Annotated in this window: 13 protein-coding genes and 2 tRNA genes; 11 read left to right on the forward strand and 4 right to left on the reverse strand. The window is 45.8% G+C overall.

What is annotated here, in order from left to right; all coding sequences use genetic code 11:
* Window positions 1-71: 71 nt before the first annotated feature.
* Window positions 72-506, reverse strand: a complete 435-nt coding sequence (locus V6C21_RS05435) for an RrF2 family transcriptional regulator (protein ID WP_034840827.1) — start codon at window positions 504-506, stop codon at window positions 72-74.
* Between the two features lie 678 nt (window positions 507-1,184).
* Between V6C21_RS05435 and V6C21_RS05440 the strand changes: the two genes are divergently transcribed.
* A complete protein-coding gene (locus V6C21_RS05440; RefSeq protein ID WP_034840829.1) occupies window positions 1,185-2,000 on the forward strand; it encodes a methionine ABC transporter ATP-binding protein in 816 nt (271 codons plus the stop codon).
* 10 nt (window positions 2,001-2,010) lie between these two features.
* Here V6C21_RS05440 and V6C21_RS05445 read toward each other — a convergent pair whose 3' ends face one another.
* Complete coding sequence (locus V6C21_RS05445; protein ID WP_479268531.1) at window positions 2,011-2,208, reverse strand: hypothetical protein; 198 nt, start codon at window positions 2,206-2,208, stop codon at window positions 2,011-2,013.
* 19 nt (window positions 2,209-2,227) lie between these two features.
* Here V6C21_RS05445 and V6C21_RS05450 point away from each other — a divergent pair, with 19 nt between their 5' ends.
* The 10 genes from V6C21_RS05450 to nifH all read left to right on the forward strand — a co-directional run bounded on the left by V6C21_RS05450 (window position 2,228) and on the right by nifH (window position 12,416).
* Window positions 2,228-2,749, forward strand: a complete 522-nt coding sequence (locus V6C21_RS05450; RefSeq protein WP_479268532.1) for a methionine ABC transporter permease — start codon at window positions 2,228-2,230, stop codon at window positions 2,747-2,749.
* 19 nt (window positions 2,750-2,768) lie between these two features.
* Entirely contained in the window at window positions 2,769-3,620 is an 852-nt protein-coding gene (locus V6C21_RS05455; RefSeq protein WP_034840835.1) for a MetQ/NlpA family ABC transporter substrate-binding protein, read from the forward strand.
* 30 nt (window positions 3,621-3,650) lie between these two features.
* Window positions 3,651-4,811, forward strand: coding sequence for a trans-sulfuration enzyme family protein (locus V6C21_RS05460; RefSeq protein ID WP_479268533.1), 1,161 nt, complete (start codon window positions 3,651-3,653; stop codon window positions 4,809-4,811).
* Window positions 4,811-5,716: a PLP-dependent cysteine synthase family protein gene (locus tag V6C21_RS05465; RefSeq protein WP_479268553.1), complete on the forward strand. Its 906-nt coding sequence runs from the start codon at window positions 4,811-4,813 to the stop codon at window positions 5,714-5,716. Before V6C21_RS05460 ends, V6C21_RS05465 begins: the two co-directional genes overlap by 1 nt.
* A gap of 171 nt (window positions 5,717-5,887) precedes the next feature.
* Window positions 5,888-7,363: a nitrogenase component 1 gene (locus V6C21_RS05470; protein ID WP_479268534.1), complete on the forward strand. Its 1,476-nt coding sequence runs from the start codon at window positions 5,888-5,890 to the stop codon at window positions 7,361-7,363.
* Complete coding sequence (locus V6C21_RS05475) at window positions 7,360-8,703, forward strand: nitrogenase component 1 (protein WP_045085411.1); 1,344 nt, start codon at window positions 7,360-7,362, stop codon at window positions 8,701-8,703. Before V6C21_RS05470 ends, V6C21_RS05475 begins: the two co-directional genes overlap by 4 nt.
* Before the next feature lie 12 nt (window positions 8,704-8,715).
* Complete coding sequence (locus tag V6C21_RS05480; RefSeq protein ID WP_034840848.1) at window positions 8,716-9,051, forward strand: NifB/NifX family molybdenum-iron cluster-binding protein; 336 nt, start codon at window positions 8,716-8,718, stop codon at window positions 9,049-9,051.
* Between the two features lie 14 nt (window positions 9,052-9,065).
* The gene (locus tag V6C21_RS05485; RefSeq protein WP_045085413.1) at window positions 9,066-9,941 is read left to right on the forward strand and encodes a radical SAM protein; all 876 of its coding nucleotides are present in this window, start codon (window positions 9,066-9,068) and stop codon (window positions 9,939-9,941) included.
* A gap of 167 nt (window positions 9,942-10,108) precedes the next feature.
* Window positions 10,109-11,425 (forward strand): O-acetylhomoserine aminocarboxypropyltransferase/cysteine synthase family protein, encoded by a 1,317-nt coding sequence (locus V6C21_RS05490; protein WP_479268535.1) that lies wholly within the window; start codon window positions 10,109-10,111, stop codon window positions 11,423-11,425.
* 136 nt (window positions 11,426-11,561) lie between these two features.
* Window positions 11,562-12,416, forward strand: a complete 855-nt coding sequence (nifH, locus tag V6C21_RS05495; RefSeq protein WP_034840856.1) for a nitrogenase iron protein — start codon at window positions 11,562-11,564, stop codon at window positions 12,414-12,416.
* A gap of 215 nt (window positions 12,417-12,631) precedes the next feature.
* On the opposite strand, the gene V6C21_RS05500 is transcribed toward nifH, so the two are convergent.
* Window positions 12,632-12,718: transfer RNA gene (locus V6C21_RS05500), tRNA-Leu, on the reverse strand.
* Between the two features lie 43 nt (window positions 12,719-12,761).
* Window positions 12,762-12,844 (reverse strand) — tRNA-Leu (locus V6C21_RS05505).
* Window positions 12,845-12,949: the final 105 nt, after the last annotated feature.

Consider the following 12,949-nt stretch of genomic DNA (forward strand, 5'->3'; position numbering starts at 1 on the left):
TCATATAGAAATAATAAGAAATAGTTGTGCAATTTCCCCGGAAATCAAAATTCAGATATCGCGCTTCCGCTTTATCCTTTCGCTTTATCCTGTAGTTTTTTGTACTGTATATTTACGAGATCCTCTAATGTAATATTGTCGACTACATTGCTGACTGCTTCATCAATTTTTTTCCATACTTCCAGTGTTGCGCAGAATTCACTGCGAGGGCATTGATTAGGATTATCCTCCATACAAGCTACAGGAACAAGGCTGCCCTCAATCAGCCGCAGAATCATACCTACCGTATATTCACTGGCTGGCCGGGCAAGCTTATAACCGCCTTGTGGGCCCCGAATGCTTTTGACATATCCTGCTCTGCTTAATACTGTGATAATCTGTTCCAAATACTTATTTGAAATTCCTTGGCGTTCTGCAATCATTTTAATTGGCGAATATTCATCGTTATGCATAGCCAAATCAAGCATCATTCGTAATGCGTATCTGCCTCTGGTAGAAATCTTCATGATATCACTTCCCGTAAATCATATTATACCATATGAAAACCGGGAATTCCATCTGAGCACTCTTCTTACCAGTTACGTCAAATGTTATGCGGTTGGTCAGGTTCATATTCATCTTTGTCAAAATATTATTAATCTTATATGTATAATAATAATCCTTTACTGGGGTTTGTCAATACTAATCTTATTATTTTTATAAAAATTATATATTTTAGGAGACACATCAGTTAATTTATGTGCGTATTTACACCTTCATTAGAGGATATTAGTATAAATAATGTATTATAAAATTAAAAATTTCATAAAAAGACAAGTATTAGAATACAAAATTTTAGTAGTTTGGGCAAAAATAATGAATTTGCCGCGTCCACTATTGACATTCTAATTAGTAAATCATATAATTTCTATAAAAATACTATGAATTATGAAATATTTGCGAGAGAGGGGATACCCAGAATGAAAAACAGAAAACTCCTCATCTTAAAAGATAATATGGATTGTAATTGTGTTATGGGTATGCAGATGTTCTGTATGCCCTATTGTTATATGTGCAATTTGCTTACCATCGGATAATTCTATCCTTGTTTGATTTACAGCCGGGATAAGAATTATCCCGGCTGATTTTATTTTAGCTTAAATGCAACTTATCTCCGCAATTTCAGTGGAAAGGAGAAGTACGTCATGCCTGTTGACAAACGCGATGATGTTACAGATAGATATATTCAAATTTCAGATTTACATAAAACATTTCACTCACATGGCAGTTCGCTTCAAGTGCTAAAGGGAATTAATTTAACGGTTCGCAAAGGAGAAATATTTGGCATCATTGGATTCAGCGGAGCGGGGAAGTCCACGCTTGCCAGATGTATAAATCGGCTTGAAACGCCGGACTCAGGCAGTATCAAAGTAGGAGGCGTTGACATTCTCAGCCTTTCAAAAAAGGAACTGCTGCGAGAGAGAAAGAAAATTGGCATGATTTTTCAAACATTTAATCTGTTTGAATCCAAAAACGTATATCGCAACATTGCGTACCCATTGGAAATAAGCGGAATCCCAAAAGCAGAAATTCGGCGAAGAGTCTTGGAAACAGCAGAACTTGTCGGCTTGTCTGATAAGTTGGATGCCTATCCGGGAGGATTATCCGGGGGCCAAAAACAACGTGTGGGGATTGCGCGGGCATTGGTAAATCGTCCGGAACTGTTGCTAAGCGATGAAGCAACCTCTGCGCTTGACCCTCAGACTACTCTGCAAATTCTGGATTTGCTAAAAGAAATCAACCGCGCTACAGGTATCACTATTTTAATGATTACGCACGAATTGGACGCCATTCGATATACTTGCGAGCGAATGGCAGTTCTGGAGGATGGAAAAATCACCGAAGTTGGCTCAGTCCGGGAAATTTTCAGCAATCCCCATAGCCGTACGGGAGCTCTGTTTGCGCAGGTGTTTACAGAGTTTCAGCAAACGATGGAGATGGAAAACGGCAGTGGCATTTAATAGTTTGTATTTAATCAATCATCGCAAGGGGTGATAATGTGAGCTTGCTGGATACACCGCTTTGGGAAGTAATAAAAGGTTCTTTTGCGCCGGAAATATGGGTGCGGTTGGCGCCGGCTATTTTGGAAACTTTGTATATGACGGCGCTTTCTTCCGCCATAATGCTGGTGTTTGGCCTTTTGCTCGGGATTCTGCTGACTGTAACCAATCCCGATGGGTTGGTACCTATGAAGATTTTGTATGCCGGGTCAGGCTGGCTGATTAATTGCCTGCGTTCTCTCCCGCAGATGATTATGATTATTCTCATGATTCCAGTTGCGCGTCTTCTATTCGGGAAATCATATGGCACCAACGCCTGCATAATAGCCATTGCTGCCAGTTGCATTCCCATGTATGCGCGAATTGTGGAAAGCAGTCTGCTTGAAATTTCAAAAGGTAAGATTGAAGCCGCGAAGTCCATTGGCAGTACTAATTTTCAAATCATATTTCGCGTATTGCTGCCTGAAACTTTGCCTTCCTTAATTCGTGGATTTACGGTGGCTGTTATCGCCGTCATTTCGATGACTGCGCTTGCGGGTATGTTTGGAGCCGGAGGTATCGGGGATATCGCGGTGCGTTTTGGCTACCAGCGTTTTCAGCATGACGTTCTGTTTGCGTCGGTTTACGTTTTGATTATCCTTGTCCAACTGGTTCAGTGGATTGGGAATTTTACATCGAAGCAAATCTTGAAAAAGAGAAACCTTATTTGAATTTTGGAGGGAAAAGAGTATGAAAAAACACAATGCTGGTCTTGTTATCCTTATATTGTCATTAACATTGGGCTTTATTACCGGGTGCAGCAATAAAGGCGCGACTGCGAACACCAGCGAAAACTCATCATCAGATCAGAAAAAAGTAACGATTAAGGGTATCGCTGACTTGGTTCCTCATTCCGAGCTTATTAAATATGTAACTCCCAAGCTGGCAGAGCAGGGGATTATTGTGGAACTGGTTGCAACGAGCGCAGATACCACCACCAATGAGAAACTTGCAAAAGGGGAAATTGACTTTAACTATTTTCAGCATGAGCCTTATCTTCAGGAATGGAATAAGGCAAATGGGTATGATCTTGTGAATGCGGGAGATATCCATGTAGAGCCAATCACAGCATACTCCGATAAATACAGCTCAAAAGAGGATATTCCAGATAATGCGGTTGTGGCAGTCCCGAACGACGGCACTAACGAATATAGGGCCTTGCGCATTCTTGAAGAAAACGGGTTTATAAAGCTTAATGCTAAAACCGCGAATTCCTTGAGTGCTTCGGTATCGGATATCGAGAAATATCTGCGACCGATAAAGATTGTTGAACTTGATTCAGCGCAGATTATCCCTACAAAAGACGACTATGATTTCTTTATTACTAATACGAATAAGGCGCTGGAAGCAAAAATTACTTCGAAAAGGCTCTTCAGCGAAGGCAGCGACAGCCCTTATGCGAATATCATCGCCGTTAGGAAAGAAGACGTGAATAATCCAGCCATCGTCGCTTTGGTGAAAGCGCTCCAGTCCGAGGATACCAGAAAGTATATCGAAAAGACTTATGGCGGGGCAGTAATTCCTGCAAAGCTGGATAAATAAGGCCATTAATTATCGAAAGGGTTGATTGTTTTGGCAAACTACAAACATATTGAATCGGCAGTTATTCACGGCGGCATTTATGGAGACATAGCCACCGGAGCGGTAAACACCCCCATTTTCCAAACTTCCACCTTTGAGCAGGACGGTTTGGGCAAGCTGCGCTCAAAGTGGGAATATTCACGAACCGGTAACCCCACGAGAGCGGCTTTGGAGGCTCTGATTGCAGAGTTGGAGGGTGGGTCACATGGTTTTGCTTTTTCTTCCGGTATGGCAGCGATTGATGCAGTCCTTCATCTCTTCAAATCAGGCGACAGCGTCATTATCTCCAGCAACGTGTATGGCGGAACCTATCGTATTCTGGACAAAGTCTTTAAGCAATATGGACTGCGCTATAAGATTGTGGACACGACTGACTTAACAGCGGTCGAAAACGCCTTTACTTCTGACGTAAAAGCTATGCTGCTTGAATCACCGGCCAATCCTCTGCTGACAGTTACGGATATTGCGGCGGCGGCCGAGATAGCGAGAAAAAACGGCGCGCTGACTATAGTGGATAACACCTTTATGACGCCGTATCTCCAGCGCCCCTTGGAGCTTGGTGCGGATATTGTCGTGCACTCAGCGACCAAGTACTTAGGCGGTCACAGTGACGTCATTGCCGGATTTGTCATTGTCAAAGACGCTGAACTCGCAGATAGGCTGCATTTTATTCAAAATTCAGTGGGAGCCGTTGCGGGCCCGTTCGATTCTTTTTTGCTTATCCGCAGCATCAAGACATTGGCGGTGCGCATGGACGCCCATGTAGCCAATGCCGAAAAGCTTGCAGAGGCCTTGCAAAGCAATCCGGCAGTTAAAAAACTCTATTACCCGGGCTTAAAAACTGCACAAGGATACGAAATCCAGAAGCGGCAGGCGAAAAACGGCGGCGCCATAATTTCGTTTGAACTTCAGGGAAATTATGACATAAATAAGTTTTTTAAGGGATTAAAACTGATAGCTCTTGCCGAAAGTTTGGGCGGTGTTGAAAGCCTTGTTTGCCACCCTGCAAGCATGACCCATGCATCTATACCAAAGGACATTCGAGAAAGGGTCGGTATTACGGACACACTGGTCCGGTTGTCAGTTGGTATTGAACACTACGATGATTTGCATGACGATTTATTTTCTGCAATTGAAGGAGCCCGAATGTGATGGTTTACGATGACATGCAACAGCTTATAGGAAACACGCCTCTTGTACGTCTTCGCCATTCCGGTTTTCCTGACGGAATATGCGTGTATGCAAAGCTTGAACTATACAACCCTGGAGGCAGTGTAAAAGACCGAATCGGCAAGTATATGATTGAGGACGCGGAAAAAAGAGGTGTTTTAGTTCCCGGCGGAACAATAGTGGAGGGAACTGCTGGCAATACGGGACTTGGCATTGCATTTGCCGCCCTTAACCGGGGTTACCGGCTGATTATGGTGGTACCGACAAAATTCTCGGAGGAAAAACAGGTTTTGCTTCGCGCTCTTGGCGCAGAAGTTATCAACACGCCCCGGGAGGAAGGCATGCAGGGGGCAGAACGAAAAGCAGAGGAATTGCGTAAGTCGATACCCAATGCAATTTCGCTTGAGCAATTTCGCAATCCTGCAAATCCATTGGCGCATTATGAAACAACTGGTCCGGAAATATGGTCTGATTTAGGCGTAAGTATAGATTATTTTGTCGCAGGCGCAGGCAGCGGCGGTACATACACTGGAATCGTCCGTTACTTGAAAGAGGGAAAGCCGAATATCAAAGGTATTCTCGCCGACCCGATTGGTTCGACGATTGGGGGTGGGGAACATGGCGACTACGATATTGAGGGCATTGGAAACGATTTTATAGCGGATACGATGGATATGTCACTTGTAGATGAGGTCATAAAAGTCAGCGATGATGAGGCTTTTGAAGAAACCAGACTGCTTGCAAGAAATGAAGGTATTATAGCAGGCTCATCTTCCGGTGCGAATCTTGCAGCGATACGCAAGCTTGCCGCTCGAATTAAATGTGGAACTATCGTCACAGTTTTGCCAGACAGGGGAGAGCGATATATTTCAAAAAATCTATTTTAAGGGACACAGCAGAATGGTGTAGGTCAATATTAGAACCATTAATCATATTAATCATATATGAAATATCGGTGTATTAATGGCGTTGAAGCGGCTTAGGTTTTATTCGCTGCTATTTGTAATCGTCGAACGGCGCAGCAGATATGGAATCTTTAACGAATGGAGTGATAACAAGTGCCGAATATTAATTTGTCCCTTCCGAAAGTACAGATAAGGGAAATCAGGATTAATTCAATAACAGGTTATCAAGGTGATGCTAAAGAACTTGCAGAGATGAGCTATTGCGGCTTGAAGGATAAAGGGCGGTCATTCAGCCAATGCCTCGGCTGCGCAACTTCAAAAGCGGCTTGTATGACTATCTTAATTCAAGATGGCGCGGTCATCAGCCACGGACCGGTGGGCTGTGCTTCCTGCCTGCATGATTTTGCTTTTACCTACCGCGTGAATTCTCCCCTGCGCGGCGTTGAACACCCCACGCCACGCCATATCTTTTCCACAAATCTAAAGGAAAAGGACACGGTTTACGGGGGAAATATTAAGCTTGCAAATACCATTCGCGAAGTATATGACCGCACAAGGGCGAACGCTATTTTTGTATTGACTACTTGTGCCGCCGGAATCATTGGCGATGATGTGGAGAGTATTTGCAACGAAGCCGAGGAGGAGTTGGGGATTCCGGTTGTAGCCATCTTCTGTGAAGGCTTCCGTTCCAAGGTTTGGACAACAGGTTTTGACGCGGCTTATCACGGCATTGCGCGCAAACTAATCCAGAAACCCCGTGAGCGGCGGCATGATATGGTTAATGTAATTAACTTCTGGGGCAGTGATGTGTTTACCGAGTGGTTTGCCCCGTTTGGCGTAAAACCGAATTACATTACGCCTTATTCAACGGTAAACAGATTAAGATACGCCAGTGAGGCGGCTGCGACTGTCCAAGTTTGCTCCACGTTGGGCAGCTATCTGGGCGCGGTGCTGGAACAGGACTTTGGCGTTCCAGAAATCCCTGCTGCGCCGCCTTATGGCATTGCACAAACGGACAGATGGTTCCGAGCATTAGGAAAGGTTCTTGGAAAAGAGGAAGTCGCCGAAAAAATCATTGCGGAAAAGAAGAAAAAGTACCTGCCCAAAATCGAAGCCCTGCGTGAAAAACTGTCAGGCAAAACCGCTTATGTAACTGCCGGCGCGGCACATGGCCACGCATTGCTGAATGTGCTGGAAGAGCTTGGCCTGAAAGCTGTCGGCGCGGCGATTTTCCACCATGACCCCGTCTATGACAGCGGACGCCGGGAAAACGACCAGTTGTCACAGCATGTAACCGATTATGGCAATGTGCCGAACTTCAATGTCTGTAGTAAACAGGAGTTCGAGCTGGTCAATGCCTTGAACCGTATCCGCCCGGACGTGCTGCTGGCCCGGCATGGCGGAATGACGCTTTGGGGCGCCAAACTGGGTATTCCTTCGCTGCTGATTGGCGACGAGCATTACTCCATGGGTTATGAAGGGCTGGTTAACTATGGCGAGCGCCTGTTGGAGACTATTGAAAACGATGAGTTTGTAAAAAACCTCGAAAAGCATGCGGTTAACCCTTACACCGAATGGTGGCTTGAGCAGCCGCCGTACTATTTCTTGAAAGGAGGTGCTGGCAAATGAGCCGATCAGGCATGATTGAACAAGAACGCTTTACCTGTGCAATTGGCGCTATGCAAAGTGTTGTGGCAATTCCGAGGGCTGTGCCGATTCTTCATTCCGGACCCGGCTGCGGAGAGATGGTTGCCGGCTTTTTTGAACGCTCGAAGGGATATACCGGCGGCCCTACAGCCCCTTGCACGAACTTTTCCGAAAAAGAAGTTGTGTTCGGTGGCATAAACCGGCTGCGCGACATTATAAAAAACACCTACAAAGTATTGGATACAGATTTGCAGGTAGTTATGACTGGCTGTACTGCGGGCATTGTCGGAGACGACGTGGATAGCTTGGTGGCGGAATTCGCCGAAGAGGGAAAACCGATTGTATCGGTTGAAACCGCTGGCTTTAAGGCCACCAATTTTGAAGCTCACAGCCTTGTGGTAAATGCCATAATCGACCAATATGTGAGCCGGTTTGAGTCGGAGAATAAACCTAAGTCGCAAAAGAATACAGTGAACCTGATTGCCTCTATTCCATATCAGGACCCATTTTGGAAAGGCAATCTGGCTGAATATAAGCGCCTGCTTGCGGGCATCGGGCTAAAAGCCAATGTTTTGTTTGGACCGGAGTCAGGTGGAGTAAAAGAGTGGCAGACCATACCGACAGCGGGCTTCAACATATTAGTTTCACCGTGGTACGGCAAGCCAATTGCGGATCATCTCAAATCCAAGTATGGGCAGGAATATACATGGTTCCATCATATTCCCATTGGAGCAAATGAAACAGAAGCGTTTCTCAATCAGGTTGTAGAATTTGCAGTTGCCCAGGGAGCCGAAATTGACGAGAAAAAAGCGCGGGCGTTTATCAAACACGAGTCAGACGCTTACTATGAAGAAATCGAGAACCTTGCGGCTTTCCTTTTGGAGTTCCGTTACGGCCTTCCCAACCATGCCCATATTCTGCATGACGCGGGATACGTCGTTGCCTTATCTAAATTCTTGCTGCACGAGGTTGGAATCGTGCCAAAGGAACAGTTCGTAACGGACGGCACGCCAGAGAAATTTCAAGAAACCATTCGGGCCGATTTGAAAAGTACCAGCAATAAGCGGGAAATTCCGCTTTATTTTGAACCAGATGCAGGAAAGGCGCAGGAAATTCTCCGCGGGATACGTCATAACGGCCGTGGCATTATCATCGGTTCAGGATGGGATAAGGAACTTGCAAAAGAAAAGGGATATGATTTTCTCCCGGCTGCTGTACCTTCTCAATACCGCTTGGTTTTGACGACTAACTACGCAGGCTTTACGGGAGGACTTCGTGTTATAGAGGACATCTACCAGACGGTTCTTTCGACCTATGCGTAAGGAGGATGCCCTATGAGTTACCGCATTGGATTTGCCAGCATTGATGGCACAATTATTGACCAACATTTCGGTTCGGCCAGATACTGGCAGATCTACGACGTGGATACAGAAGCGCATTTTGTAGAGACCCGCAAAACGGCTGCCAAATGTCAAGGCCATTGTGAAGGCGGATTTGAACATCTGATTTCTGTGTTGAACGATTGCGATGCAATATTTGTTTTAAAAATAGGCGAACCCGCGGCAGCCTTTATGCTGAGCAAGGGCAAAAGGGTGTTTGAAGCAGCCGGAGAAGTGGATAAAATTCTCGCTAAATTAATCGATGACCGCTTGCTTGAAGACAATGGCTGAAAGGGGTGAGTTTTATGGCATTTACATACGACGATTTGAAGAAGCGACATCCCTGCTTTGCAGTGGGCGCAAAAAACTATAAGGGACGGGTTCATCTGCCGGTATCCCCTGGATGTAATATTTATTGCAACTTCTGCAAGCGCGACATAAACGATACGGATATTCGCCCCGGTGTTGCGAGCAAGATCATTACGCCTAAAGAAGCTGTTGAGGTAGTGAGGGAGGCTGTAGCCCTTTGCCCGGACATTACCGTAGTGGGTGTGGCTGGGCCGGGCGATACACTGGCAACACCTTATGCGCTGGAAACCTTTCGCCTTATCAAAAAGGAGTTCCCTCAAATTATTAAGTGTATGAGCACAAACGGGCTTTTGCTTCCGGAATATGCCGATGAGATTATTGAAGTGGGCATTGATAGCCTGACAGTTACCGTCAATGCAGTTGACCCGGCAATAGAGGCTCAGATATGCGCGGGGATTTTCTATCACGGCAAACGCTATGTGGGGACTGAAGCCGCGGAGATTCTCATTCGAAATCAACTTGCCGGTATTGAAAAGGTCTCACAGTCAGGAATAACAGTAAAGGTAAACACAGTGCTGATTCCTGAAATCAATGCGGAGCATGTGCCGGAGGTGGCAAAGACTGTAGCGTCGCGCGGGGCTAAAATCTACAACATCATCCCGCTGATTCCCCAGCATAAACTAAGCTGGTGCAGCGAGCCCGGTTGCGAATTGCTCAGCAAGGCGCGGGCAGAGGCGGAGAAGTATATTGACGTATTCCGGCATTGTCAGCGATGCCGGGCAGATGCCGCCGGAATTCCCGGCGGGCGGGATGTATCTGACCAAGTGTATATCCGTCCTATAAAAGCGGAAAATACCTTTTCTCACGGTTAAAAAGCGATATGAAAAGGAAACCAAAGTGGAGCAGTATCGAGTATTACTCGATTGAAATAAAGCTGCTTATTTTGCGAATCAATTAGGAGGTGGTTTGATATGTGCGGCGATTGTGAAATGCCGGGAATGCATCGATATCAACATTTTAATTTAGGAGGAAAACTTATATGGCAAATGTTTTGGAGAAAACTGCATATCGGTTTGATACGCAAAGATTGCGGGCTGGCTATGAGCCAAAAGAGCATAACTATGCTGTATCGCCGCCGATTTATCAGACCACAGCCTATGATTTTCGCGATGTGGAGCATGCCAAAGCGTTATTTGGAATACGAGAGGCAGGCAATCTGTATACTCGCATTGGGAACCCCACTGTCAGTGTGTTAGAACAGCGCGTCGCGGCGCTTGATGGGGCCAGCGGTGCGATTGCGCTCGCTTCCGGCATGGCGGCTATCAGTTATACGCTGCTCAATATTGCAGAAGGCGGAGGGCGTATTCTTACATCCCCTTATCTCTATGGCGGCAGCGCTGATAGCTTTAAAAAGATCTATCCCAAATTCGGTATCACGATTGATTATGCGAAAAATATTGAAAACCCGGAAAAGCTGTCGGACGAAATTACGCCCGATACCAAAGCAATCTATGTCGAGAGTATCAGCAACCCAAGCGCCGTACTCTTAGACATTGATGCGATTGCGCGCGTCGCCCATGAACATGGCATACCGCTTATCGTAGACAACACAATCGCGACCCCGTATTTGTATAACCCTATTGAGCATGGGGCCGACATTGTGATTTACTCTGCCACCAAGGGCCTGGCGGGGCACGGAAATGTAATTGCCGGGCTGATATTGGAAAGCGGAAAATTCAACTGGCAGACCGATAAATTTCCGCAGTTTTCTGAAAAGTATTATACCTTGCGGGATATTAACGAGAATAACCGCAGTTTTCCCGAGGTATTCCCTGAGGCTCCGTTTACAAGCAGAGTCCGCTTTAACTACCTCAACTACTTTGGAGCAGCGCTATCGCCGTTTGACGCTTACCTTGTCTTGCTCGGATTGGAAACTCTGTCTGAGCGCATAGCTAAACAAGTGCAAAACGCCAAAGCCTTGGCGGAATACTTAAATACTCACGAGTCCGTGGAATGGGTTCGGTATCCCGGGTTAAAGGGAAGTCCCTATTATGATCTTGCTGAACGTGATTTTCCAAGAGGGGTAGGCGGAGTCCTGGCATTCGGCTTCAAAGGGACGACTGCCCAAAGAGAGACTTTCTTAAATTCAGTGAAACTTTTTCATTACCATGTAAATATCGGAGATGTCCGCAGCCTGATTGTTAATTCACCTCAGACCACCCATGGAGAACTGGAATCATATGAGAAGAAAATTGCCGATATCCCAGAGAACCTGATTCGCATATCCGCGGGGCTTGAAGATGTGTCCGATTTAATAGCGGATTTGGAACAGGCGTTTAAAAAGGCCCGTACCTGATTTTTGCAAGAGCCTATTTCAAACAGAGTCGGCATAGCGGTTATGCTTTTAAAATTTCTATTAGCACGCTTGTTAGCTGCGGTTAAGACGACACACGCCGCAGTGTATATACTTTTTGACTTTGGAGGAAAAGCATATGAGTAAGGAAATAAGACAAATTGCTATCTATGGGAAGGGTGGTATAGGAAAGTCTACCACCACGCAAAACCTTACCGCAGCACTTGCGGAAAGCGGAAAAAAGATTATGGTAGTAGGGTGTGACCCTAAGGCTGACTCAACAAGACTTCTCTTGGGAACACTTGCCCAGCGCACTGTTCTCGATACGCTGCGCGAGACTGGAGAAGATGTGGAACTTAGCAGTATCATGCGCACCGGATTCGGCGGAATTAAGTGTGTAGAGTCTGGAGGGCCGGAACCCGGCGTTGGATGTGCCGGACGTGGGATAATTACTTCCATAGGATTGTTAGAGCAGCTTGGAGCCTATACAGAGGATCTCGATTATGTATTTTACGATGTCCTCGGAGACGTTGTTTGCGGCGGCTTTGCAATGCCGATTCGTGAAGGGAAGGCAAAGGAAATTTATATTGTGGCGAGCGGTGAGATGATGGCATTGTATGCTGCCAACAATATCGCAAAAGGGATTGCAAGGTTCGCGAAAAAGGGCGGCGTACGGCTCGGGGGCATTATCTGCAATAGCCGTAATGTCGACCGGGAGATTGACCTTCTCCGGGCTTTTTCTGCAGAATTAGGAACGCAGCTAATCTACTTTATTCCTCGTGACAATGTGGTTCAGCGCGCTGAAATCAATCGGAAAACCGTCATTGAGTATGAGCCAAATTCAAAGCAGGCCGACGAATATCGCAATTTGGCGAAGGCAATTGACCAGAACACTAATTTTTCAATCCCCAAACCAATGTCGCAGGAACGTCTTGAGGAAATCTTGCTGGAATATGGGCTGATGGATAACCTGAGAGACGATTATCGTATTTAAAAAATCGGTCGACAGTTTCTGCCGACCGATTTTCTGTCATTAGTCATATATAGCCATGTTATAAACAATATTCGCCGCCGGAGAATAGAAGCGCAGAGCATCACATTGAGCCATTTTAAAAAATGTGCAATAAAGTGTGCAATTTTAATTTTTAGATGCTTTGCAAGCTATATGCACAGAAAAAGTAAAACCCCACGGTCTTAATCCGTGGGGTTTGGTGCGGGTAACAGGATTTGAACCTGCACAGCCTTGCGACCATAAGATCCTGAATCTTACGCGTCTGCCAATTCCGCCATACCCGCATATAAAGAATAGCCTTGTTCATATCCACAAGGCTATTCTGATTGGTGCGACTGATGGGACTTGAACCCATACGCCGAAGCACACGCCCCTCAAACGTGCCTGTCTGCCAATTCCAGCACAGTCGCATTTTTAATAGCAACACTGAAGGTTTGCAATCACAAGATGAAGTGGAGAATTTTCTAACCACTCGCTATATTTTGTTGTTTTGAGGTTTTTTGTTCTGTCCCTCA

Source organism: [Clostridium] cellulosi (genome assembly GCF_036762875.1).
Lineage (GTDB): Bacteria > Bacillota > Clostridia > Oscillospirales > Ethanoligenentaceae > Ruminiclostridium_D > Ruminiclostridium_D cellulosi.